Raw genomic sequence first — 24839 nt, 5'->3', positions numbered from 1 at the left:
CTAGGTAGCAGCCTCAAAGCGAGCGGGCAACCCTGCGTGACCCGCTCAGCACTGCGGCAAAGCCTACCACCAGCACCACGATGCATATGGCCAAAAGCTGCTCGTACTTGGGGGCATCGGGCAGCCATACGGCTACCATATCCCAGCTGCGGGCGAAATACGCGAATGCGCCGGTTATTGCTGCCAAAAACGCCACACCATAGGACCAAAGGGCCACGTTTCGGCCCAACACAAACACCGTGAACATGACCGGGGTGAGAAACATAGACGCCGTGCCAGACACGGCCACTGCGTCAAACAACGTCGCATTCCCCCACAGCGTCAACGCGCCACCAAGCGCCATGAACACCACCATAACAACCCGCCCGCCCATCAAGGAGCGCGGGGCGAGGTGCAGCTCTTCCACGCACAATCGCGCCGCCGAAGACAGCGCGGAATCAAGCGTCGAGAGCGCCGATACCAGTAGCGACACCAGCAACGCCACGAACACCAAAGGCGGGAACATACCCGCCCAAGTGGTGAGCAACTGCCCCTCGTAGGCTGCCCCCAAATTGGCCGCGTGGATGCCAAAGACACCAAACGCCAGAATGCACAAAGCCGACAGCCAGAACGCATGCACGAAGGAGGTGCGTGTGGTCTTGCGATCCGCGATAAAGCCGCGATCCATCATCACCGGATCATGGGCGGGGTACGAGAACACCTGAAGCAACGCCACGATCAGCAACACCCATCCTTGGCGTGGGCCGGACGCCCCCTCGGAGGTGACAATGGCCGAGATCGAGAATTCCGGCGATGCAACAAGGTAGGCAAACGCAACACCAAACACCGCCAAGAACAGCACCATCTGGACAACATCGGTGCGCAGGGCCGCGCTCAACCCGCCCCATGCCGAATAGGCCAGCCCCAAGACCGCGACCACAACGATTGCAGTGGTTCCTGCGCCCGCGACCTCGGGCATAACCGCGCCAAAGATCAGCCCGACGACCAGCAAATTGGCAAAGACCTCTGACAACAGGCGCAATGCGACGACAAGATTATAGCTGCCCTGCCCCACGGCCCCAAATCGCGCGCCCAGCCAGTCCTGCACGGACGTGGCATCGCGTGCGCGCAACTGCCCGATAATGTAGCCGCCCGTCAGAAAGGACAGGTAATAGGCCGCATAGGCCAAGGTGCCGGGCGCGCCGTAATAATAGCCAAGGATGGCCGAATTCATCAACGAGCGCGCGAAAATCCACGTGGTCACCTGACTTAGAACCAAGGTCCACAACCCCGGCGCATGACCCGCGACTTGCCCCTCATAAAACCCCTCGACCGAGGCACGCCGTGGCGCAGTCAAAAAGGACAGGAGGATAACGGCCCCGAAGGCTGCGATAACATAGAGGCTGAGCATGGCGTTTCCGTTTCAATCGGCTAAAAGACCCACCGCGCATAGCAAAACCCCGCCCATTGGGCGAGGCTTTAAGGTCGTCACCACGAAGATGTGAGGTCACATGGTCGAGTTCACCGCGCCGCCATCCAGCAAAATGTTTTGGCCAACGATAAACCCCGCATGCTGCGAGCACAGGAACGCGCAGGTCGCGCCAAATTCCTGACGGGTGCCATAGCGGCGCGCCGGGATTGTTGCCTCGCGCGCTTCACGCGCCTGATCCAAGGAAACGCCCTGTTGCTGGCTCACGCCCGTGTCCAATGATACGGCACGATCCGTGGCGTGAATGCCCGGCAACAGGTTGTTCATCGTCACGCCCGAGGGCGCAATTTGGCGCGCCGTGCCGCCGACGTATCCGGTCAATCCAGCCCGCGCAGCGTTGGACAGGCCAAGCACGGGGATCGGGGATTTGACCGATTGCGAGGTGATATTAACCACCCGCCCCCAGCCGCGCTCCATCATGGCGGGGACCAGCTCTTTGATCATGGCAATCGGGGCCAGCATATTGGCGTCCAGCGCGGCGATAAAGTCGTCACGATCCCAATCTGACCACAAACCCGGAGGCGGGCCACCAGCGTTATTCACCAAAATATCAACCTGCCCAGCGGCGGCCAGAACCTTGGCACGCCCCTCAGTCGTGGCAATATCAGCGGCCACGGCCACGACCTCAACGCCGAAACGGTCCCGAATATCTTGCGCCGCATCTTGGAGCGGGCCGTCACTGCGCGCATTCATCACCAGATCAACCCCCGCTTCGGCCAAAGCTTCTGCGCAGCCCAGGCCAAGGCCCTTGCTAGATGCGCAAACCAATGCGCGTTTTCCCTTGATGCCCAAATCCATGTCCAGCTCCTTTGGTTTCGTCACGGTAAGTGTTAACACAGTGCTAACAGCCAAAGCCCGCACTCTGAACCCCAGATATTCAATCCCCTCACGATTCGGAGTAATGGCCCCATTTTGGAACCCACATTCTAGAAACCGTGGCCAAAACCGAGCTAATTCGCCGACTGTTTCCATAATCTCCGGGTTTTGCGCCAAATTTAACCAAATTCCCCTGCAATCGTTGCTATTTTCAGGCCATCCTTTAACACTATATTTCTATGGCGGTGGGGTTCGTCAGAGGATTGATCGCGTGGGGGCGCAATCAACCCGTGTTCTGAAGCAGCCTGTTTTCGTCATATGTTTATGAGTGAGCTGCCACTATGCAACATCATCTGCCAACCGACTTTGCTGCGAGCCACGCCTTTTTGGTCTACTCGGCCGATGAGTTTCGCGTGTCAAATGGCGTGAACCATGGTGATCCGGTCGCCGATCAAGACAACATCTGCCTTGGTGATGGCTACAGCTTGAAACGCAGCGCGCAGATTTATGCGATGGATTTGTCGGAAACGGCAAGCTCTGGGCTGCAACCGGTGTTCTCCGTCAGCACGGACAGCCAGATCGAAGTCCCCGGCACCCGCACCCGCATCGCCGCGCGCCTGACCTTCATGACCCAAATCGGGGCCTCGGTTGACGCGCTGATCATTGCCTGCGACGCGCCGGTTTCTCGCAACTATATCTACCCGCTTGGCCCGATCGAGGCAGGGGTGGAATACACATTGATCGCCGCGCAAGACGCGCCACGCGAAATCCCGCTGGCGGATCTAACCGGCATGAGCTTTGGGCGCGGCACACGCATCACCATGTCCGATGGCTCGCAACGCCCGGTGGAGCAACTCAAAGCCGGCGACCGGGTTCTAACCCGCGACCACGGCATGCAGCCCATCCGCTGGATTGGCACCCGCACCGTGCAAGGCGCCGGCGAATTTGCCCCCGTGGTGATCGCGCAGGGTGCCATGGGCAACGCCGAGGACATCACCATCAGCCAGCAACACCGCATGCTGGTGTCAGATTGGCGCGCCGAAGTGATGGTCGGCTCGCGCGATGTGCTGATCAAGGCCTGTGATCTGGTCAATGACGACACGATTTTCATCCGCAAAGGTGGCTTCGTGGAATACACGCAACTGGTGTTCGACCAACACCAAATCCTCTACGCCGAGGGCGTGCCGACCGAGAGCCTGCACATGTCGCACCAAATCCTCAAAGGCTTGCCGGAAGACATCGCCACCGAGGTGCTGAACCTGTTCCCCGACCTGCCCTCGACCGAGCCAAAGTTCAGCCGCGTCCCGCTAGAAAGCAAAGACGCCGCCAACCTGCTGCGCCAAACCGGACGGCTGTAAGCGCGACCACCCTCGCAACGGCTGCACGCCATACACGCGATTGCAACTCTGCCCCCGCTCGCTAAGATAGTGCGCACCTAAAGGGGCGGTTACAGGCATGGCAAACCCACAACATCTTAAATGGCTGCGCGAGGGCGTCGAGGCGTGGAATAAGCGCAGGCTGGAAGCCCCGTTCAAAGCGGGCCTGCGCGAGGCGGACCTGCACGAGGCGGACCTGCGCGAGGCGGACCTGCGCGAGGCGGACCTGCGCCGGGCGAACCTGAGCGGGGCGATCCTGAGCGAGGCGGACCTGAGCGGGGCGGACCTGAGCGGGGCGGTCCTGCACGGGGCGGTCCTGATCGAGGCAAACCTGACCGAGGCGGACCTGAGCGGGGTGCTCCTGCGCGGGGCGGTCCTGCACGGGGCGAACCTGCGCGAGGCGGATGCGGCAAGTATCGTAAACTCGGTGATGAGCATAGGGGATGGAAACGCCACCGTGTTTGCGACGTTTTTTACGGATTTCAAAATTACCAAATCATTGACGCAAACACAGATAAATCAAATGCGTGGTGATAGTGGCACATTGCTGCCCGATCACCTTGAAATGCCCAAACATTGGAAAGTGATCGAGCTGCCTAGGGATCACCCGAATTATCAGGGGGAGGTTGACGCTCCGTCACCCTTTCATACAGATGAAACCGCGCGTGGGCCGTCTCCTGTCCGCTTCACCCCGCCCACAGCGTTCAAAACCGAAGGTCAGGTCTTAGACATTGACCACACACCCAAACGCCCAGATGCACGCCAAGCATCGAACACCCCGATAGATATTGCTCAAGGTGAGAAACTACGCGCGGCTTTGCGCGAACAATTCCGCACGCTGTGCAAATTGCTGCGCAAATATAAGCGCGAAGACATCAAGATATCCAACCGCGTTCGGATTGCCGAACAGATGCTCATCACCTGTGAAGCATTGGCAACGGCCCTTGGTAAAAACCGCGATGACTTCCAACCCACCTTGTTGGAAGATTACACCGAAACACTGGCCATTGGATTTCAAGGCGATAAACACGCCTTCGAGAGCAACGACCACGTAGCCTTTGATCGCGCTATCGCGCGGGCACGCCAGCTTTACAACTTCTACCCGGAATTGATTGAGGCCAGCGACCCGAGCAACACGCGCCACATCCCCGATAATTTCCCCTACACCGTGGCGAGCCTGTCGGCAGAGCTTGATGACATCGTGTATTCCAATGAAGGCGTTGAATTTTTCAGCGATGCCACCCGCGAATTGATCGAGGCCGAAAAGAACGCCTTGGTGCGCCCAGAGTTAAACGAAGAGAAAACCAAGCTCGCCCGTCTCAGCGCAATTTCCGGCGAACTGTGGCAGGAAATGAAGATTTACCGCGACCGAATGGCATCAGCAGCAGGGCGCGCCAAAGGCGGGGTAGACAAAGGGGCGGCATGGCTCAAAACCTTTGAGAAGGTTGAAAAGATATGGGATGCGGTGAAAGAGTTCATCGGCAACGCACCTGACGTCTGAGCGATTGCGAAAGGCGGCGCAGCACCTTATATCCCACCCCATGATAGAGCGCGCTTCCAACCAGCCTGAATTGCCGCCCGAGATTGCTCGGCGTCGGACTTTTGCCATTATCTCGCATCCTGATGCGGGTAAGACGACGTTGACCGAGAAATTTTTGCTCTATGGTGGCGCGATCCAGATGGCGGGCCAAGTGCGCGCCAAGGGCGAGGCGCGGCGCACGCGATCTGACTTTATGCAGATGGAAAAGGACCGCGGGATTTCGGTCTCGGCATCGGCCATGTCATTTGATTTTGACGGCTATCGGTTCAATCTGGTGGACACGCCCGGCCACTCGGATTTCTCGGAAGACACCTACCGCACGCTAACCGCAGTGGACGCGGCCGTGATGGTGATTGATGGCGCCAAAGGTGTGGAAAGCCAAACGCAAAAACTGTTCGAAGTTTGCCGATTGCGCGACCTGCCCATCTTGACCTTTTGCAACAAAATGGACCGCGAAAGCCGCGATATCTTCGAGATTATTGACGAAATCCAAGAAAACCTTGCGATTGATGTCAGCCCCGTTTCTTGGCCTATCGGCGTCGGGCGCGACTTCATTGGCTGTTATGATTTGGTCAATGACCGATTGGAATTGATGGACCGTGCTGACCGCAACAAGATCGCGCAAAGCGTTGAAATTAATGGATTAGATGATCCAAAGCTGGCCGAACATGTGCCAGCCGCATTATTGAGCCAGTTCCTAGAAGAAGTTGAGATGGCGCGCGAATTGATGCCAAAGTTTGATCATCAAGCATTCTTGGACGGCACGATGACGCCCATCTGGTTTGGCTCTGCGATTAACAGCTTTGGCGTGCAGGAATTGATGCAAGGCATCGCAGATTTCGGCCCGCAGCCACAGCCACAGCAAGCCAGCCCACGCGCAATTCACCCAACCGAATCAAAGGTTTGCGGCTTTGTCTTCAAGGTACAAGCCAACATGGACCCCAAACACCGCGACCGCGTGGCGTTTGTGCGCCTTGCCTCTGGCCACTTCAAGCGCGGGATGAAACTGACCCATGTGCGCACCAAGAAGCAGATGACAATCAGCAACCCGGTGTTGTTCCTCGCCTCGGACCGTGAATTGGCCGAGGAAGCCTGGGCGGGTGACATCATGGGCATCCCAAATCACGGGCAATTGCGCATTGGCGACACCCTGACCGAGGGCGAGATGATCCGCGCCACGGGCATCCCGTCCTTCGCGCCGGAATTGCTGCAATCGTGCCGTGCGGGCGACCCGATGAAATCCAAACATCTGGAAAAAGCGCTGATGCAATTTGCCGAGGAAGGCGCTGCCAAAGTGTTCAAGCCGGCCTTCGGATCGGGCTTCATTGTGGGCGTCGTGGGCGCGTTGCAATTCGAGGTTTTGGCCAGCCGGATCGAGATCGAATATGGGTTGCCGGTACGCTTTGAGGCGAGCCAGTTCACCTCGGCCCGCTGGGTCACTGGACCAAAGGACAAGGTCGACGCCTTCATCGAGTCCAATAAGCAGCATATCAGTCATGACAATGACGGCGACGTGGTGTTCTTGACGCGCCTGCAATGGGATATCGACCGCGTTGGGCGCGACTATCCCGATGTCGAACTGACCGCGACCAAGGAAATGATGGTGTAAGGCTGCCCGCTCATATCAGTGTCGATTTGTGCCCACGTATCTGCTACGCTCATCCAAATCAGGTTAAAACGCCGCAAAAATCAATTAAGAACAACTAATTAAGGCAGGGCCATGAGCACAACTCGCACTCAAGAGAAGATGCCGAAAGGGCTGTTATCCGCGGCACGTTGGGCGGCTGAGCGCACGCCAGAATCGCGCAACCGCGCAGTGGACCTCTACCGCGCCATTGCCATCATGTTCGTGATTTTAGGGCATTGGTTATTGGTCGCGGGCGTTATGCGCGATGGGGAACTGAGCTTCGTTATCTTGCTCGCGGAACAGCGTTGGACCCATTACGCGACATGGCTGTTCCAAGTCATGCCGGTGTTCTTCTTTGTTGGCGGCTTCTCGAACGGCCTGTCGTGGACCTCGGCGCGCAAAGACCCCGTAAAGAAAAGCGCATGGGCCGCGTCGCGCCTGTCGCGCCTGTTGAAGCCAACCGTTCCGGTTGTCGTGGTCTGGGCCATTGCGGGCATTGTCGCCCATGCCATGGGCGTGCCGGTCGAGCTAATCTCAGCGGCGTCGCAAGCCGCCCTCGTGCCCGTGTGGTTCCTTGCTGTCTACATCGTTATGACCATGGCTGTTCCTGTCACGGTTGCGATGTGGGAGAAACTGGGCATCGCATCCGTTGGCCTGTTGGCACTTGCCGCAATCGCGGTGGACGTCATTGCATTTGGCGCGGATCAGGGCTGGCTGCGGTGGTCGAATTACGCGTTCGTCTGGCTTGCCGTGCATCAGCTTGGCTATTGGTGGGGCAATGCAGAGCGCCCGAAATCTTGGGCGCTTGGCTTCATCGCTTTGGGTGTGGTTTGGCTGTATATCCTCATCGTTCAATTTGGTTTTCCCGTTGCAATGGTCAGCGTCCCCGGCGCTGAGATGTCCAACACGCGCCCGCCGACAACTGCGATGCTGGCCGTGGGGGCGGTACAAATTGGCGTCATCTTATTGCTCACGGATTTGGCACAAGCCTGGTTGCGTAATGTGCGGGTGTGGGCCTGGGTCATCGTGTTCAACCAAATGATCATGTCGATTTACCTCTGGCACATGACCGCCCTGCTCATCGTTGTCGGGCTCGCCGCCTATGTGTTTGGCGGCGCGGGCCTGCCCGAGACACCCGGCGCTGGCATTTGGTGGGCAATGCGCCCCGTTTGGCTGGCACTTTTCACCTTGGTTCTCATCCCGTTCGTCCTGCTGTTCGTGCGCTTTGAGGCTGGCAGCAAGACAACCGCAGAAATGCGCCCGCGCCCGTGGCAAGCGATGCTGGGTGCCGTGATGACATGTGCAGGATTGGTCGCCATGGCTATGGTCGGCTTGGGCAAGGAGAACACTCTCGGCGTTGATTGGCTGGCGGTTGGACTGGTTGTACTTGGCGTTCTGGTTGCGACACGGCGATTCTCTGGGCGATAACTCGGCATCAATCCTCTGAATCGCCACCGACTGTTGCAAGCAGGTGCGCTATTTACCTTAGTTAATCGCCTGTTCCCCTGTATTTATTGACCTTCGCATCACGTCAGGCTACATGCAGCGTACCTGTGGAAAACGTCCGCAGGTCGACGCAGGGACGCGTTGAAACCTGCGTCCCCAATTTCTGCCGCTATAACCCCAACACGGGGCCGCGCAATTTGGATATACATGACAAAATTCTCTGACCTAAAACTACACACCAAAGTCCTCAAAGCTATTGACGACGTTGGCTACACCGAACCGACCCCCATTCAAGCGGGTGCTATTCCCCCTGCCCTAGAAGGGCGCGACGTTCTTGGGATCGCCCAAACTGGTACTGGTAAAACTGCCAGCTTCACCCTGCCGATGATTACGCTTTTGAACCGAGGCCGCGCACGTGCACGGATGCCGCGCAGCCTTGTGCTGGCCCCGACCCGCGAGTTGGCCGCACAAGTTGCTGAAAACTTCGACCTCTACGCCAAGTACACCAAGCTGACCAAAGCGCTGCTGATTGGCGGCGTGTCGTTCAAAGAGCAAGACCAGTTGATCGACCGCGGCGTTGACGTTTTGATCGCGACACCGGGCCGCCTGCTGGACCATTTTGAGCGCGGCAAACTGATCCTGACGGACGTGAAAGTCATGGTTGTCGACGAGGCTGACCGCATGTTGGATATGGGGTTCATCCCTGATATCGAGCGCATCTTTCAGATGACGCCTTTCACCCGTCAAACGCTGTTCTTCTCGGCCACGATGGCCCCGGAAATTGAGCGGATCACCAACACGTTCCTCTCCAACCCGGCCCGCATCGAGGTAGCACGCCAAGCCACGGCATCAGAGACGATCACGCAGACCTTGTTTGAGTTGCCCGGCGCACGCCGTGATGCAGCGGCCAAACAAAAGCGTGATTTCCTGCGCAAGCTGATTGATCAAGAGGGCGAAAAAGTCACCAACGGCATCATCTTCTGCAACCGTAAAGTTGATGTTGATATCGTTGCTAAGTCTTTGAAAAAATACGGTCATGACGCGCAACCAATCCATGGTGATCTGGATCAGTCACACCGGATGCGGACCCTAAAAGGCTTCCGCGATGGCGAAATTCGCTTCCTTGTGGCCTCCGATGTGGCTGCGCGTGGACTTGATATTCCCAACGTATCGCATGTGTTCAACTTTGATGTTCCCGGCCATGCCGAGGACTATGTGCACCGTATCGGACGCACGGGTCGTGCGGGCCGCTCTGGTGCTGCAATGATGATCGCAACTCCGCGTGACGACAAGCTTTTGGCCGCCATTGAACACCTGATCAAGACCACCATTCCACGCGGTGAAGTGGGCGAGCAGAAAGCCCCACCTGCCCCGATCACGGAAGCAGAAGCAGCGGCAGTTGAGACCGATGATAAGCCAAAATCACGGTCACGCTCGCGCTCGCGGAGCCGCTCCAAATCCAAGGATGAACTGAGCGTTGACGCGCAAGAAGCGGTTGCTCCGGTGGTTGAGGCTAAAGCGCCAGAGGCCCCGAAGCCTGCGGCGAAAGAGGCCGCACCTCGTGACAACAAGCGCGATGATGGCCCCAAAGAGGCGTCTTCCTCTCGTAACAATAATAAGCGTGATGGTGGTGGTGATAAATCCGGCTCATCGCGGTCGCGTGGTGGCCGTGGACGTGGCCGCAACGAAGATCGTGGACCAAAAGTTGTAGGCTTGGGCGACCACCTTCCGACCTTCATCGAGAAGAGTTTTGCTGATCGACGCATTGATTAGAGCGCGCCTTAGATGAGCAAATAAAAAAGGCCCCCTGCTACGCGCGGGGGGCCTTTTTCGTTTAAAAGAAGCGGAAGGCTTCATGCGGTCAGGCGCGAGATCAGCACCACAACCTCTGGCTTCTTGCCAATTTCTTTTTGTGCCACTTGGCGCACGATGCGTTTAATTTGCTGCTCCAGCTTGTCATCATCAGCCACGGTTTTGGCATTGGCGCGACCAAGGAACTGGCCAATTTCTGCCTCGATAATGTCTTGCAATGGCGCATTAGAGCGGCCTTTTTCTGGCAACCCGCGCAGCTCGCACCATGCATCCGTCAGCGGATCATCTTCTTCGTCGATCAAAACTGCGATGATCGCCTGCCCGTTCAGCGCCATACGGATGCGGTCGCGCACGACCCCGTCCAACGCGCCGACCTGCACGGTGCCATCCAAGTAAAGACGCCCGGTCTCGATAAATTCGACCACCTCAGGGCGGTTACCCGACAGCGACACCATGGTGCCATTGGGGGCGACGATTGAGGCGATGCCATTGGCCTCACCAACCTTGGCGTGCTCGCGCAGCATACGGTGCTCGCCATGGTTCGGGATCAGAAATTGCGGCTTCAGCAAGCGGTGCATTTCTTCCAGATCGGGGCGGTTGGCGTGGCCTGAGACGTGAATGTCAGCCATCTTATCATCAATGACATCGACACCCATCTCACTGAAATTATTGACAATCTGACTGACCGAATTCTCATTTCCAGGGATCGTTTTGGACGAGAACAGAACCGTATCACCTTCACGCAGCGATATGCCAAGGAACTTGCCACGGCTAAGTTGTGCGGTCGCCGCCCGGCGCTCGCCTTGCGATCCGGTCGCCAAGATCATCAGATTTTCACGCGGCAGATCACGGGCTTCTTCGGGCATAATATAGGGGGGGAATTCAGGAACCACTCCGGTTTCAAGACCCGCCTTGACCATGCGCTGCATGGAGCGCCCCATCAACACGATCGAGCGGCCAGCCGCAGTGCCCGCATCCGCCAGCGTTTTCACCCGCGCAATGTTAGAGGCAAATGTGGTCGCCACGACCATGCCTTTAGCCTCGCGCACAAGGGGGATGATATTCGGGCCAACAGTCGCCTCAGAGCGGCCTTCATGGCGCGAGAAGATATTCGTGCTGTCGCAAATCAGCGCTTTGACAGGCTGCAATGCGGCCCATGCCTCGCGGTCAAATGCCTCGCCCAGAACTGGCGTTTCGTCAATTTTGAAGTCGCCGGAATGGACCACGCGCCCGTCTGGCGTGTCGATCACAAGACCTGCGCTCTCGGGGATCGAGTGCGAGATAGGCATGAAGCCCACCTTGAAGTTTCCAACCGTAACTTGCTCTGGCATCGCGCCGACAATGTTAATGTCAGACCCGTCATAGCCATGTTCGGCCATCTTCAACGCGGCAATATGGCCGGTGAATTTGCGCGTATAAATTGGAGCTTTGAGACGGTCATGCAGGTGGCCAACTGCGCCTACATGATCTTCATGCGCGTGGGTGATGAAGATCGCATCCAAGCGATTGGCGCGTTTTGCGATCCATTCGATATCCGGGAAGATCAAATTCACCCCCGGGGTGCTGTCCATATCGGGGAAAGTAACCCCCATATCTACTAGGATGAACCGCTCTTTGCCCGGTTTCCCGTAGCCGTAGAGATACATGTTCATGCCGACTTCGCCCGCCCCGCCAAGGGGAAGGTATACTAAGCGTTCGCCTGCCATTTTAGGTTTTCTTTCTGTTATACTGATTGATGACCACCAAGCCGTGCGAGGTCAGATCATCATTGAATTCGTCAAATAGGGCGTCAGCCTGCTGAAACAGCGGCGCCAGCCCCCCGGTAGAAATTACTTTCATCTCGCGGCCATGCTCGGCCTTGATGCGGGCGCAGATCTCCTTGATCAACCCGATATAGCCCCAGAACACACCCGACTGCATACACGCAACCGTATTCGTGCCGATCACGGCCTGCGGCTTGGTTATGTCGACATGCGGCAACGCTGCTGCCGCCTGGTGCAGTGCCTCGAGACTGAGGTTCACCCCCGGCGCAATCACGCCGCCAATATAGGCCCCGTCACGGTCCACCACATCAAAAGTAGTAGCGGTGCCAAAATCCACCACGATCAGGTCGCCACCAAACAGGTCATAGCCCGCCACGGTGTTGACCAAACGGTCGGGTCCTACTTGAGTGCCTGCATCCACGCGCACATCGACGGGCAGAAGGCAGTTTCCTTTCCCGACCACAATGGGGCGCGTGTTAAAATAGCGATCCGCAAAGACGCGCAGGTTGAACACCACGCGCGGCACGGTGGAGGAGACAATCACCTCGGTGATCTCGACATCAATGTTTTGGAACGCCATCAGCGAGGACAGCCAGACATAATACTGATCCGCCGTACGCTGCCACTCGGTCGAGGTGCGCCACGTCGCGATGAACTGTTTCCCATCCCAAATGGAGAACACGGTGTTGGTGTTGCCGCAATCAATCGCCAAAAGCATAGTGCTGTCCCTCTTCGCCGAAGTCTTGTGCATATACGCCATCGGCGCGGGCGTCAAAGTGCGGCTCTATCACTGAAAAAACACATCAGCCGCCGCGATAGGCTGCATCCCCTTAGCCGTGCGCAGCATCAGGTTGCCCACTTGGTCAATGCCTTCAAACGTACCGGTAGTCTCACGGGTCATGGTGCGCGCGGTGATCACCTCGCCCAAACGAGCGGCGTTGGCCAGCCATGCTTCGCGGGTGGGGGCAAAACCGAAGGTGGTAAAACTGTCCTCGCGGCGCGCATAGGCGGCGGCCAGCTCTAGGCCAAAATCCTCTGGCGTGACATCCACGCCCAAGGCGGCCAGTGAGGTCGGGGGCACAGCGCCAGCCTCCAAATTTTCAGAGGGCGGAGTGGCCACAAGATTGACGCCGATGCCAATTGACAGGTTGTCCACGGCCCCGCCCTGCCCGGCGCTTTCCAACAAAATTCCGGCAAGTTTGCCACCATGTAGCAGCACATCATTTGGCCACTTAAGCGAGAACGCTTCCGCGCGCCCGGTCAGTGCGATGCAGGCGTCAAGCAGCGCCAATGCGGCCACGAAAGAGCGCAACGCCACAACTTCCGCTGGCTCGCTGGGGTGCAGCACCAAAGTACCTGCGAAATTGCCCGCCGGATTGGCCCAAGCGCGCCCGCGCCGCCCGTGGGCGGCGGTTTGCTCTTTGGCGATAATCCAAGTGGGTCCGGACAAGGTTCCTGCGCGCCGCGTGGCCTCGGCCATGGTGCTATCCACGCTTTCCAGCGTGATCAGCCCAAAGCCCGCAGGCCATTTAGTTGACAAGCGCGCCCGCCGCAGTCAGCGCCAAACCTTCAATGCCGAACAGGTTGACGACACCTAGAACCATGGCGGCAGCAGAGATCATCAGCATGGCCCAGCCGACCATTGGCATGGAGCCGTTCAGCGCATCGCGATCTTCACCGAAGTACATGTAGTAGATGATGCGCAGGTAGTAGAATGCGCCGATCACCGAGGCCACAACGCCCGCGATTGCCAGCCATGCCATATCCGCATCAACGGCGGCTTTCAGCACATAGAACTTGCCGAAGAAGCCCACCAGCGGCGGAATACCCGCCAGCGAGAACATCAAGACCAACATGGCCAAGGCACGCAATGGCTCTTTCGCGGAATAGTTTTGCAGCGCGTCGATATCCGTCACCGGCTCGCCGTCTTTTTCCATCGACAAGATGAAAGCAAAGGTGCCGATGTTCATGGTGACGTAAATCGCCATGTAGATCAGCATGGCCTGCACGCCCTCAGCCGTACCTGACGCCAAGCCCATCAGGGCAAAGCCCATGTGAGCAATAGACGAGTAGGCCATCAAACGTTTGATATCGCGCTGACCAATAGCGGCGATTGCCCCAAGGAACATGGAAAGCAGCGACAAGAAGGCCACGATCTGGCTCCAATCCGCAACGGCCCCGCCAAAGGCATCATGCACAACGCGCGCAAACAAGCCCATGGCCGCAACCTTTGGTGCGGTGGCAAAGAAGGCGGTGATTGGCGTGGGCGAGCCCTCGTAGACATCCGGCGTCCACATATGAAACGGCGCGGCAGAGACTTTGAACGCCAGCCCCGAGACCACAAAGACCAAGCCAAACAGCAGGCCCAGAGAGATGTCGCCCGCATGTACCGTCGAGAAGATGCCCGAGAACAGCGTGGTGCCTGCGTAGCCGTAAACCAGTGATGCGCCGTAAAGCAGCAAGCCGGACGACAGCGCGCCCAGCACAAAATATTTCAGGCCAGCCTCGGTGGATTTGACGGAATCGCGGCGCAGGGCAGCAACGACATAAAGCGCTAAGGATTGTAGCTCTAGCCCCATATATAAGGCCATCAGATCGCCCGCCGAGACCATCATCATCATGCCCACAACGGCCAGCGCAACCAAGATCGGATATTCGAACCGCAGCAGATTGTGGCGGGTCATGAAGTCCTGGCTCAGCAGCAAGATGGCCGCAGCCGATAACAAAATGGTGACCTTGGCAAAGCGCGAGAACGCGTCATCAACAAAGGCCCCGTTGAAGGCCTCATGCGTGCCCTCACCATTGAAGCCGATCCACGCAGCAAGCAGCACAAACATTGCGCTGGTGGCCCACAAGATCAGCGGCCCAGCTTTGTCCTTGGTGGTGTAGACCCCGCCCATCAACGCCAGCATGGCGAAGACCGCCAGTAAGACTTCGGGCAGAACAATATTCAGGTCAGCTTGGATCATCTTATCCGTCCTTAGTGTCCGGCCACAGCCGATGCGGCACCGCTGTTGAGCAGTGCAGTGTCATAATTAGAGACCAGCGCCTCGACGCTTGGTCCGATCAGGTCCAGCACCAACGCGGGGTAGATGCCCAAGAGCAAGGTCATCACCACCAAAGGCGCAAAGATTGCCCGCTCTCGGCTGGTCATATCGGTGATGCTTTTCAAGCTTTCCTTGATCAGGTCACCCATGACCACGCGGCGATACAGCCACAGCGCATAGGCCGCCGACAAGATCACGCCAGTGGTGGCAAACATCGCCACCCAAGTGTTCACCTGGAAGATACCCATCAAGGTCAGGAATTCGCCCACGAAGCCCGAGGTGCCGGGCAAGCCGACATTGGCCATGGTGAAGAACATAAAGATCAGCGCATAGGCTGGCATCTTGTTCACGAGGCCGCCATAGGCGTCGATCTCGCGGGTGTGCATCCGGTCGTAGATCACGCCGACACATAAGAACAACGCGCCCGAGATAAACCCGTGGCTGATCATCTGGAAGATAGCCCCGTCGATGCCCTGCTGATTGGCCGCAAAAATGCCCATGGTCACATAGCCCATGTGCGCGACCGATGAGTACGCAATCAGCTTTTTCATGTCAGATTGCACCAACGCCACCAGCGAGGTGTAGACGATGGCAATCACCGACAGCCACAGCACATAGATGCCCAGCACGTCCGCGCCCACAGGGAACATTGGCAGCGAAAACCGCAAGAAACCGTAGCCGCCCATTTTCAACAAGATAGCCGCCAGCACAACCGAGCCTGCGGTCGGTGCTTGAACGTGCGCATCGGGCAGCCAAGTATGCACGGGCCACATCGGCATTTTCACCGCGAAAGAGGCAAAGAAGGCCAAGAACATCAACGTCTGCATCCCGCCGACAACGCTTATGCCCGCGACGCTAAAGGTCTCGAAAGCAAAGGTGTGGTTCAGCAAGGTTGGGATATCTGTGGTGCCTGCATCGACATACATCGCAATCATTGCGATCAACATCAGCACCGAGCCAAGCAGCGTATAGAGGAAGAATTTGAACGACGCATAGATGCGGTTCACCCCACCCCAGATGCCGATGATCAAGAACATCGGGATCAGGCCAGCCTCAAAGAACAGGTAGAACAAGATCAGATCCAGCGCGCAGAACACGCCAAGCATCAAGGTCTCGAGCAGCAAGAAGGCGATCATATAGTCCTTCACGCGCGTCTTCACGTTCCAACAGCTGGCGATCACCAGTGGCATCAGGAATGTGGTCAACAACACAAAGGTAACGGAAATTCCGTCCACGCCCATCTTGTATTTCAGGCCCATCAACCAATCGCGTTCCTCCACCAGCTGGAAGCCCGTGTTGGACGGATCGAAGCTGGTGTAGACGAAGATTGACAGAAGGAATGTCACACTGGTGGCAATCAGCGCCAACCACTTGGCGTTGCGTTGTGCAGCCTCGTCGTCGCCACGCAGAAACAGCGCCAGAATTAATGCCGCAGCCAACGGCACAAAGGTGATAAGGGAAAGTAGGTTATCCATTAGTGGCCGCCCCCGACGCCAGTCTCAATAGTGGGTCCGCCAATCGCGAACCAAGTGATGATGAGTATAACGCCGATGACCATTGCAAAGGCGTAGTGGTACATGAAACCGGACTGCGCACGGCCCGCCAGGCGCGTCAGGAACGGCACCGCCCCCATTGCAATCCCGTTGATCGAGCCGTCGATGATTTTGCCATCCCCGCGCGTCCACAAGAAATTGCCAAGCCACTTGGCCGAGCGGATGAAGATCACGTCGTACAGCTCGTCAAAATACCATTTATTCAGCAAGAACTGGTACAGGTACTTTTGGTTCGCAGCGAGACGGCCCGGCAGGCTTGGGTTCTTGATGTAGAACACCCAAGCCGTGGCAAACCCGATCAGCATTGCAATGAACGGTGACACTTTCACCCAAGCAGGCGCGTGGTGTGCGTTGTCGAGAACATGGTTGTCAGGGTGCATGTAAATTGCGCCCTGCCCCGGAACTGCAACAGCCCCATGGCCCGCCTCTTCGGTATGGCCAGTTTCTTCACCATGCGCGGCTTCTTCGCCGTGGCCAGTGCCTTCGGCAACAGCCGCCATGCTCAGCATGGATGGATCAAGCAGCGCGTGGTTTTCGCCCTGAGTGATGCCAAAGAACGCCTCCAACTTGTGGTGGTCGCCAAAGAACGGCCCCAAGAACACCATGCCCGAGAAGATCGCGCCAATGGCCAGCACGCCAAGCGGCACCAGCATTGTGGTTGGTGACTCGTGAGCGTGCTCATGGGTATGCTTATCGCCCTTCTCTGGGCCATAAAATGTCATGAACATCAGGCGCCACGAGTAGAACGAGGTAAACATCGCAGCAATAACCAGCATCCAGAATGCGTAACTAGCCCCACCACCCCAAGCGCTCTCGATGATCGCGTCTTTAGATAGGAAGCCAGCGAAACCAATGGATGTCAGCGGAATGCCGACACCGGTGATGGCCAGCGTACCGATCATCATTGCAGCAAAGGTCAGCGGAATTTTCTTACGCAGATTGCCATAGTTGCGCATGTCTTGCTCATGGTGCATCGCGTGGATGACCGAGCCTGCACCAAGAAACAACATCGCCTTGAAGAACGCATGTGTCAGCAAGTGGAACATCGCGACCGAATAGACGCCAAGCCCCGCAGCCACAAACATGTAGCCCAATTGCGAGCAGGTCGAATACGCAATCACGCGTTTGATATCGTTTTGCACCAGACCAACAGTCGCGGCAAAGAACGCGGTGGATGCGCCAACGACCACAATGAATGCTTTCGCGTCAGGCGCGAATTCCATCAATGGCGACATACGGCAAATCAAGAACACACCGGCAGTAACCATGGTCGCCGCGTGGATCAGCGCTGACACAGGTGTCGGGCCCTCCATCGCGTCTGGCAACCAAGTGTGCAGGAACAATTGCGCCGATTTGCCCATCGCGCCGATGAACAACAAGAAGGCCAGCAAGTTGGCGGCGTTCCAGTCAGCCCATAAGAAGTGCAACTGGGTCTCGGCCAGCTTAGGAGCCGCGGCAAAGATATCCGATAGATTGATGCTGTCAGTTAAATAGAACAGCCCGAAGATACCAAGCGCAAAGCCAAAGTCACCCACGCGGTTGACCACAAACGCCTTGATTGCGGCAGCGTTGGCGGATGGCTTCTTGTAGTAGAACCCGATCAACAGGTAGGACGCGACGCCCACACCTTCCCAGCCAAAGAACATCTGCACAAGGTTGTCAGAGGTCACCAGCATCAGCATCGCAAAGGTAAAGAACGACAGGTAGGCAAAGAAGCGCGGCTTGTAGCTAACGCCTTCGCCGAAATGGCCGTCATTGGCCATGTAGCCAAAGGAATAGAGATGCACGAGGCTCGATACCGTGGTGACAACGATCAACATAATCGTGGTCAAACGATCCATGCGGATGCCCCATGATGTGTCGAGCGTGCCAGACTGAATCCAGCGCAAAATTTCCGTCGTTTCCGTGACGCCATCGAAGGTCAGGAAGACAACCCAGCTCAGCGCTGCCGACAAGAACAACGCTCCAGTGGTGATGATGCAAGCCGTCTGCTCGCCCAGATATTTCCAGCCAAAGCCACAGATCAATGCACCAATAAGCGGGGCGAAGAGGATGATGGTTTCCATTTACTCTGCCTCACCTTCGTTGCAGTTACATTTTTGGTCTGCAAACATCTCAATAGTTGAGAGATATTTTACACCGCACATCGTGCACTTAACCTTTAGGTCGCCACTAATAACCGCAGATGTGACTTCTAAACCATGAAGGTTCGTATTGCCTTTGATTAGGGTTGGCATTGACATTATTCTTAGCCCTTCATCACGTTAACGTCTTCGACGGCGATGGTGCCGCGATTGCGGAAGAAGCAGACCAAAATGGCCAACCCAATCGCCGCCTCAGCCGCTGCGACCGTCAGCACAAACAGGGTAAACACCTGCCCTGTGAGGTCGCCCAGATGGCTGGAGAACGCAACAAAGTTGATATTGACCGCGAGTAACATCAGCTCAATCGACATCAAGATGACGATGACGTTTTTGCGGTTCAAAAAGATGCCAAAAATGCCGATGACAAACAATGCCGCTGCGACTGAGAGGTAGTGTTCAAGTCCGATCATCTGTCGTTTTCCTTCGATACGGTCGCAAATTCTCTGAGAGAATTTGTATCCAATTTTTCTTCGAAAAATTGCATCATAACCCCTGCCCCGGTTTCACATCTTTCAGCTCCATCTGCTCGGCCGGGTTGCGGTAAATTTGGCTCAGCACATTTTGGCGCTTGATGTCTGTGCGGTGGCGCATTGTCAGCACGATTGCACCGATCATCGCGACCAACAAGATCAGGCCCGAGGCTTGAAACAGATAGATATATTTGGTGTAGATCAACTGGCCCAAAGCCGCCGTATTTTGCGTCTCTTCCAGTGCAGGAGCAATGGCTTGGCGTAAATCAGCCGCGTTCTCGGCCCCGGCCCAAGAGCCAAAGACCAAAGCCAGCTCCATCAATAAAACAACGCCGATCAATCCTGCGATCGGTACGAATTTTGCCATCTCGCCGCGCAGTTCTGCAAAGTCCACGTCCAGCATCATCACCACGAACAAGAACAGCACCGCGACCGCGCCCACATAGACGATGATCATCAACATAGCGACGAATTCCGCGCCCAGCAGCACAAACAACCCTGCCGAGGACAGGAAGGCCAAAATCAGCCACAACACCGAGTGAACCGGGTTGCGTGACACCACTACAAGAAGCCCCGCAGTAACCACCACAATGGCAAATAGGTAGAATGCATAATCAGCGATACCCATTATTCCGTTCCCTTTCCGTCCAGCACTTCTGTCGCAAGTTCCATCGCTTTTGACATCGCCGGTACGCCGCCAAACATCGCCGCTTGGGCAATGGTTTCGGCAATCTCTTGTTTTGTCGCCCCGACCTCGATCAGGTGGCGCACGGTCAGGCGAATTTGCGCCTCGCCCTGCGCGCCCTGAATGGTCAGCCCGCTAAGGCTAAGCAGTAGGCGCGTCTTGGCATCAAGCCCATCGGGGCTAACGCCCTTGCCTATGAACTGCTCCATTATGTCCGCGGACATGGTCGGCATGATGCTCTCAAACCCTTGCGGGGTGAACGCTTCAAGCGCAGGGTTCATGTTCTTCGCCATGTCCTGCCCCATCTTCATGATGGCCTCGAATGGGTTGGTTGGATCGCTCATCGGTACGGTGCATCCATTTCTAGGTTACGGGCAATTTCTGCTTCCCAACGATCGCCGTTTTCCAGCAATTTGTCCTTGTCGTAGAACAACTCTTCGCGGGTCTCGGTGGCAAATTCGAAATTAGGGCCTTCAACAATGGCATCCACTGGGCAGGCCTCTTGGCAGAAGCCGCAATAGATGCATTTCGTCATGTCGATATCGTAGCGTGTGGTACGGCGCGAGCCGTCGTCGCGCGGCTCGGCGTCAATGGTGATTGCTTGTGCCGGACATGTAGCCTCGCACAGTTTACACGCGATGCAGCGCTCTTCGCCATTCGCATAGCGGCGCAAAGCGTGCTCGCCACGAAAGCGCGGCGATAGCGGGCCTTTTTCGTGCGGGTAGTTCAGCGTCGCCTTGGGCGCGAAGAAGTACTTTAAGCCCAACTGGAAGCCTTTGAAGATGTCGAGCATCAGGAAATATTTGGCTTTGCGTGCGATTGATGTCGCCATGGTTTAACCTCCCACTGCCCAGCGGGCATAGGCCCCGCCGAAAGCACCGTATTGAGCAAAGAATGCAACGATCACGACCCAGCCCAGCGATAGCGGCAGGAACACTTTCCAACCAATGCGCATCAGCTGATCATAGCGATAGCGCGGCACGATGGCCTTCACCATGGCGAAGATGAAGAAGAAGAAACACATCTTGCCAAACATCCATAACGCGCCATCTGGCAGGCCCGGAATGGGTGACAACCAACCGCCAAAGAACAGCAGGGTCGTCAAGGCACACATCAAGAAGATGGCGATGTATTCGCCAGCCATGAACAACAGATACAGGGTCGAGGAATACTCAACCATGAAGCCCGCTACCAGTTCCGACTCGGCCTCTGGCAAATCGAATGGTGGGCGGTTTGTCTCGGCCAAGGCGCTGATAAAGAACAAAAATACCATTGGGAAATGCGGCAACCAGTACCAGTTGAAGAAGCCGTAATCACCGTCTTGCGCGCGCACTATATCGCCAAGGTTCAGTGATCCCGTCGAGATCACCACGCCAATAATAATCAAGCCGATGGACACCTCATACGAGATCATCTGCGCCGCAGAGCGTAAGCTGCCCAAGAATGCGTACTTCGAGTTCGACGCCCAGCCGCCCATGATCACGCCGTAAACCTCAAGCGAGCCAATGGCGAAGATATAGAGGATTGCGACGTTCAAATCCGCCAGCACCCATGTGTCATTGAACGGGATCACCGCCCAAGAAATCACTGCGGTCACAAAGGCCAACAGCGGGGCCAAAATAAACACCGGCTTATCTGTCCCAGCAGGAATAATGATCTCTTTGACCACATATTTCAGGGCATCAGCAACGGATTGCAATATCCCGAAGGCCCCAACGACATTAGGCCCGCGTCGCATCTGGACAGCCGCCCAGACTTTGCGGTCAGCATAGACCAAAAACAGTAGTGAGATCATCACAAAGGCAATCATCGCAAGGCCTTGAGCCACGATAATAAGTGTGATGCCTAATCCGGTTGAAAGAAAGTCAGCCATGGTCCCTCAAACTGTTGGTATGCCGGTTTCGGCACATTCTGCGACAACCACTTCGGCGTCTATTGTTTGTAATCCGTCAGGCAGTGCAGCCGAGATGGTGTAAACCGCATCCCCGGCCCAAACGCCACCCTCTACCTGCACACTTGTGCGCACATGTCGCGCAAACCCGAAGCCCCGGATCAGCGCATATTGCGCCGCAGCGCATTTGCCATAGTCAGCCACATCCGCATTGGTGCGTGCACCCTTCATGCGGACCAGAAAGCTAACAAGGTCATCGTCGAGCCTGCGGGTCTCAATACCAAGATACTCCGGTGCAAAATAGGTTTGCGACGGGTCTTGCACAGGGATACACGCCGCTAACATGGCTGCCCCCAGAAAAGATATGCATGCGCGCATGTCATACTACTCCGCCGCCATTGGCACAGATTTGCGTGCTTTTGCATTGGCAGACAGCTCGGCCATCAATTCAGAGGCGCGCGCAATCGGGTTGGTCAGGTAGAAATCGCTCACAGCCGTGCGGAAATCTGCTTTGCCCATTGCTCGGGGTTTGATCGGCTGCCATTCGTTTTCAGGCACGCCATCAATATTGGCCAGATGCGGCACATCAGCGACAAGTGCCGTGCGCAATTGTGCCAGTGAATCGTAGCCCAGCGTTGCGTCCAATTCAGATGACAAAGCACGCAAGATGGCCCAGTTGTCCTTCGCCTCGCCCGGTGCAAAGCCAGCACGCAGCGCCAGTTGAGGGCGGCCTTCTGTATTCACAAATAGCCCCTGCTCCTCGGTATAAGCAGCGCCCGGCAAAATGATATCAGCGCGATGCGCGCCACGATCCCCATGCGAGCCTTGGTAAATCACGAACGGGCCTGCATCTATGTCGATCTCATCCGCGCCAAGGTTGTAAATCACCTCGGCATCTTTGATCGCATCCATGCCACCCTCAGCCGTGCAGCCAACATCCATCGCGCCGACACGACTAGCAGCCGTATGAAGCACCAACATCCGGCCCGTCAGCGCCATGCAAGCCGCCAAAACGGCTTCGCCATCAGCCTCACCCAAGGCGCCTTGCCCAACGATAACAATCGCATCTTTGGCAGGTTTCAACTTCGCCAGCGCGGCACGGTCCGTGCCCGCATGTGTGTGCTCGTAAGTTAGCTCAACGGCTGGGCCCACCACGGTGATGTTGCAGCCTTGCGTCCAAGCCTTGCGAACGCGCGCATTCAAAACCGGCGATTCCAGCACCGGATTGGTGCCAACAAAGATCACCTCGGACGCGGTGTCCAACTCTTCGATCGCGACATTGCCCACATAGCCAGACCGGTTGCCCGCTGGCAATCTAGTCCCATCGGTGCGGCATTCCACAACGCCGCCCTGACCTTCAATCACATGACCTTCAACCAGTTGTTTCAGCGCAAATGCGGCCTCAACCGGGACTAAATCCCCTACAAGACCTGCAACTTTCTTGCCCTTCATTGCGGTGGCAACGGCAGTTAAAGCCTCGTCCCAGCCAGCTTTGCGCAGCTTGCCGTTCTCACGAATATAAGGCGTATCAAGGCGTTGACGACGCAAGCCATCCCACACGAAACGCGTTTTATCGGAAATCCATTCCTCGTTCACACCATCATGGTTGCGCGGCAAAAAGCGCATAACTTCGCGCCCTTTGGTGTCCACGCGAATGTTGGAGCCAAGAGCGTCCATCACGTCAATGCTTTCGGTTTTGCTCAGCTCCCAAGGGCGCGCAGTAAAGGCGTAAGGTTTGGAAACCAGCGCGCCAACCGGGCACAGGTCAATGATATTACCCTGCAAGTTGCTGTCTAATGTTTCGCCCAAATAGGATGTAATCTCGGCATCTTCGCCGCGACCTGTTTGGCCCATTTGCAAAATGCCAGCGACCTCGGAGGTGAAGCGCACGCAGCGGGTGCACGAAATACAGCGTGTCATATGGGTCTCAACCAACGGGCCTAGATCCAGATCATCGGTGGCACGTTTCACTTCGCGGTAGCGCGAGAAATCCACGCCATAAGCCATGGCTTGATCTTGCAAATCGCATTCGCCGCCTTGGTCACAGATTGGGCAATCAAGCGGGTGGTTGATTAGTAGAAATTCCATCACCCCTTCGCGGGCCTTTTTGACCATGGGCGAATTGGTTTTCACCACAGGCGGTTGACCTTCGGGGCCGGGGCGCAAGTCCTTGACCTGCATCGCACAAGAGGCCGCAGGTTTTGGCGGGCCGCCAACAACCTCGACCAAACACATACGACAGTTGCCCGCGATGGTCAGACGCTCGTGGTAGCAGAACCGCGGCACTTCAACGCCCGCTTGCTCGCAAGCTTGGATCAGGGTCATTGCCCCGTCGCATTCGACCTCGTTGCCGTCGATGATGATCTTTTTTAGGTCAGACATAGTTCACTCCGAAACCGCTGCGCGGTAGCCCGTATCATAAAAATTTCGTCCAGTAGATGTAGCCAGCAAGGCCAAACACCACAAAAAGGGCGTAGACCAAGTAAAAGACCTTTTGCCCGCCCGGTGTGTTTTCGCTGAGGCTGCCACGCTGCTGTGAGGCCGCATGTTGAATGTCGACAAAGCAGCCTTCGTCATGCGGCTCATCGGGAGAAAGCGAGCGCTTGCATCCCGCACACCAGATTGGCTGAATTGATCTAAGGTCATTGCCATCAAAACCAATCACTCCGCAGCCACTTGGCAGCCATGCGATTTCCACATGGTTGCATTTTTCAGATAGTCCCAGCCGAAGGCCTCAGACGTGTCGACAGGGGCCAGCAGCCTACCGACGTTCAGCTCTGCCAGATGATGCCCGTTCATTGCGACACCTCCACCAGCAAAAGGCCAATAGCGCTGCCATCGGCAATCTCGGCACGACCAGCGGCGCAAACGACTTCACTCGACGCGCCTTCCAGCGCGTGTTTGTCCATGAATACCTGCTGAGCGGCGGCCAATTTATCGTCACCGGATTCCATCTCGACAGACGGGTTCGAGACGTTAAACCCATCGGTTTCTAACTGGGACAGCAAGGTCTCGGAGGATTTCACCACTGCAACGGGATCAATGCTAAGCTGCGGGCAAGACAATGCCACGGCTTCCGCCGCCGAGGTCGCGACCAACGCCCCCACAAAATAGTCAGGCATCGGGCGCGTGTCGGCCAACGCAGGCATCGCCACCAAGGCGGCGGCTGCGAGGGTCCAAATTTTCACGGCTCCTGACATC

At 56.7% G+C, this 24839-nt stretch carries 23 protein-coding genes; 5 read left to right on the top strand and 18 right to left on the bottom strand.

What is annotated here, in order from left to right; genetic code table 11:
* Window positions 1–13 precede the first annotated feature (13 nt).
* Together AC3Y7R_RS14305 and AC3Y7R_RS14300 are read right to left on the bottom strand one after the other, a co-directional pair.
* The gene (locus tag AC3Y7R_RS14305) at window positions 14–1390 is read right to left on the bottom strand and encodes an SLC5/6 family protein (protein WP_490042727.1); all 1377 of its coding nucleotides are present in this window, start codon (window positions 1388–1390) and stop codon (window positions 14–16) included.
* 96 nt (window positions 1391–1486) lie between these two features.
* Window positions 1487–2266 carry an SDR family oxidoreductase gene (locus tag AC3Y7R_RS14300; RefSeq protein ID WP_490042726.1) on the bottom strand — a complete coding sequence of 260 codons (780 nt, stop codon included), beginning with the start codon at window positions 2264–2266 and terminating at the stop codon, window positions 1487–1489.
* 359 nt (window positions 2267–2625) lie between these two features.
* Between AC3Y7R_RS14300 and AC3Y7R_RS14295 the strand changes: the two genes are divergently transcribed.
* The 5 genes from AC3Y7R_RS14295 (at window position 2626) to AC3Y7R_RS14275 (ending at window position 10046) form a co-directional block, all read left to right on the top strand.
* Window positions 2626–3642, top strand: a complete 1017-nt coding sequence (locus AC3Y7R_RS14295; RefSeq protein ID WP_490042725.1) for a Hint domain-containing protein — start codon at window positions 2626–2628, stop codon at window positions 3640–3642.
* 97 nt (window positions 3643–3739) lie between these two features.
* Entirely contained in the window at window positions 3740–5161 is a 1422-nt protein-coding gene (locus AC3Y7R_RS14290; protein WP_490042724.1) for a pentapeptide repeat-containing protein, read from the top strand.
* A 40-nt stretch (window positions 5162–5201) separates the two neighbouring features.
* Window positions 5202–6809: a peptide chain release factor 3 gene (locus tag AC3Y7R_RS14285; protein WP_490042723.1), complete on the top strand. Its 1608-nt coding sequence runs from the start codon at window positions 5202–5204 to the stop codon at window positions 6807–6809.
* A 111-nt stretch (window positions 6810–6920) separates the two neighbouring features.
* Window positions 6921–8255 (top strand): acyltransferase family protein, encoded by a 1335-nt coding sequence (locus AC3Y7R_RS14280; RefSeq protein ID WP_490042722.1) that lies wholly within the window; start codon window positions 6921–6923, stop codon window positions 8253–8255.
* A 225-nt stretch (window positions 8256–8480) separates the two neighbouring features.
* Window positions 8481–10046, top strand: a complete 1566-nt coding sequence (locus tag AC3Y7R_RS14275) for a DEAD/DEAH box helicase (protein ID WP_490042721.1) — start codon at window positions 8481–8483, stop codon at window positions 10044–10046.
* An 80-nt stretch (window positions 10047–10126) separates the two neighbouring features.
* On the opposite strand, the gene AC3Y7R_RS14270 is transcribed toward AC3Y7R_RS14275, so the two are convergent.
* From AC3Y7R_RS14270 to AC3Y7R_RS14195, 16 genes are all read right to left on the bottom strand, one after another.
* Window positions 10127–11791 (bottom strand): ribonuclease J, encoded by a 1665-nt coding sequence (locus tag AC3Y7R_RS14270; protein WP_490042720.1) that lies wholly within the window; start codon window positions 11789–11791, stop codon window positions 10127–10129.
* Window position 11792: 1 nt separating this feature from the next.
* Window positions 11793–12566 (bottom strand): type III pantothenate kinase, encoded by a 774-nt coding sequence (locus tag AC3Y7R_RS14265; RefSeq protein ID WP_490042719.1) that lies wholly within the window; start codon window positions 12564–12566, stop codon window positions 11793–11795.
* Between the two features lie 69 nt (window positions 12567–12635).
* Window positions 12636–13388, bottom strand: coding sequence for a biotin--[acetyl-CoA-carboxylase] ligase (locus tag AC3Y7R_RS14260; protein ID WP_490042718.1), 753 nt, complete (start codon window positions 13386–13388; stop codon window positions 12636–12638).
* Window positions 13378–14817: an NADH-quinone oxidoreductase subunit NuoN gene (nuoN, locus tag AC3Y7R_RS14255; protein ID WP_490042717.1), complete on the bottom strand. Its 1440-nt coding sequence runs from the start codon at window positions 14815–14817 to the stop codon at window positions 13378–13380. The genes AC3Y7R_RS14260 and nuoN overlap by 11 nt, the downstream gene beginning before the upstream one ends.
* An 11-nt stretch (window positions 14818–14828) precedes the next feature.
* Window positions 14829–16370 carry an NADH-quinone oxidoreductase subunit M gene (locus AC3Y7R_RS14250; protein WP_490042716.1) on the bottom strand — a complete coding sequence of 514 codons (1542 nt, stop codon included), beginning with the start codon at window positions 16368–16370 and terminating at the stop codon, window positions 14829–14831.
* Window positions 16370–18514: an NADH-quinone oxidoreductase subunit L gene (gene nuoL, locus AC3Y7R_RS14245; RefSeq protein ID WP_490042715.1), complete on the bottom strand. Its 2145-nt coding sequence runs from the start codon at window positions 18512–18514 to the stop codon at window positions 16370–16372. The genes AC3Y7R_RS14250 and nuoL overlap by 1 nt, the downstream gene beginning before the upstream one ends.
* 182 nt (window positions 18515–18696) lie before the next feature.
* Entirely contained in the window at window positions 18697–19002 is a 306-nt protein-coding gene (nuoK, locus tag AC3Y7R_RS14240) for an NADH-quinone oxidoreductase subunit NuoK (RefSeq protein ID WP_490042714.1), read from the bottom strand.
* Between the two features lie 73 nt (window positions 19003–19075).
* Window positions 19076–19690 carry an NADH-quinone oxidoreductase subunit J gene (locus tag AC3Y7R_RS14235; protein ID WP_490042713.1) on the bottom strand — a complete coding sequence of 205 codons (615 nt, stop codon included), beginning with the start codon at window positions 19688–19690 and terminating at the stop codon, window positions 19076–19078.
* Window positions 19690–20091 (bottom strand): carboxymuconolactone decarboxylase family protein, encoded by a 402-nt coding sequence (locus AC3Y7R_RS14230; protein ID WP_490042712.1) that lies wholly within the window; start codon window positions 20089–20091, stop codon window positions 19690–19692. Before AC3Y7R_RS14230 ends, AC3Y7R_RS14235 begins: the two co-directional genes overlap by 1 nt.
* On the bottom strand, window positions 20088–20579 hold the full coding sequence (gene nuoI, locus AC3Y7R_RS14225) for an NADH-quinone oxidoreductase subunit NuoI (RefSeq protein ID WP_490042711.1): 492 nt from the start codon (window positions 20577–20579) through the stop codon (window positions 20088–20090). The genes AC3Y7R_RS14230 and nuoI overlap by 4 nt, the downstream gene beginning before the upstream one ends.
* A 3-nt stretch (window positions 20580–20582) precedes the next feature.
* Window positions 20583–21620 (bottom strand): NADH-quinone oxidoreductase subunit NuoH, encoded by a 1038-nt coding sequence (gene nuoH, locus AC3Y7R_RS14220; protein ID WP_490042710.1) that lies wholly within the window; start codon window positions 21618–21620, stop codon window positions 20583–20585.
* 6 nt (window positions 21621–21626) lie between these two features.
* On the bottom strand, window positions 21627–22016 hold the full coding sequence (locus tag AC3Y7R_RS14215) for a hypothetical protein (protein ID WP_490042709.1): 390 nt from the start codon (window positions 22014–22016) through the stop codon (window positions 21627–21629).
* A gap of 6 nt (window positions 22017–22022) precedes the next feature.
* Window positions 22023–24020: an NADH-quinone oxidoreductase subunit NuoG gene (gene nuoG / locus AC3Y7R_RS14210; protein WP_490042708.1), complete on the bottom strand. Its 1998-nt coding sequence runs from the start codon at window positions 24018–24020 to the stop codon at window positions 22023–22025.
* 34 nt (window positions 24021–24054) lie between these two features.
* Window positions 24055–24336, bottom strand: a complete 282-nt coding sequence (locus AC3Y7R_RS14205; RefSeq protein ID WP_490042707.1) for a hypothetical protein — start codon at window positions 24334–24336, stop codon at window positions 24055–24057.
* Window positions 24300–24437 carry a hypothetical protein gene (locus AC3Y7R_RS14200; RefSeq protein WP_490042706.1) on the bottom strand — a complete coding sequence of 46 codons (138 nt, stop codon included), beginning with the start codon at window positions 24435–24437 and terminating at the stop codon, window positions 24300–24302. The genes AC3Y7R_RS14205 and AC3Y7R_RS14200 overlap by 37 nt, the downstream gene beginning before the upstream one ends.
* Complete coding sequence (locus AC3Y7R_RS14195) at window positions 24434–24826, bottom strand: DUF5333 family protein (RefSeq protein WP_490042705.1); 393 nt, start codon at window positions 24824–24826, stop codon at window positions 24434–24436. Before AC3Y7R_RS14195 ends, AC3Y7R_RS14200 begins: the two co-directional genes overlap by 4 nt.
* Window positions 24827–24839 lie beyond the last annotated feature (13 nt).

The sequence above is a fragment of the Litoreibacter sp. genome (genome assembly GCF_058136045.1).
Note: the sequence above shows the minus strand (reverse complement) of the source record. Positions and strands in the feature narration are given on the sequence as shown.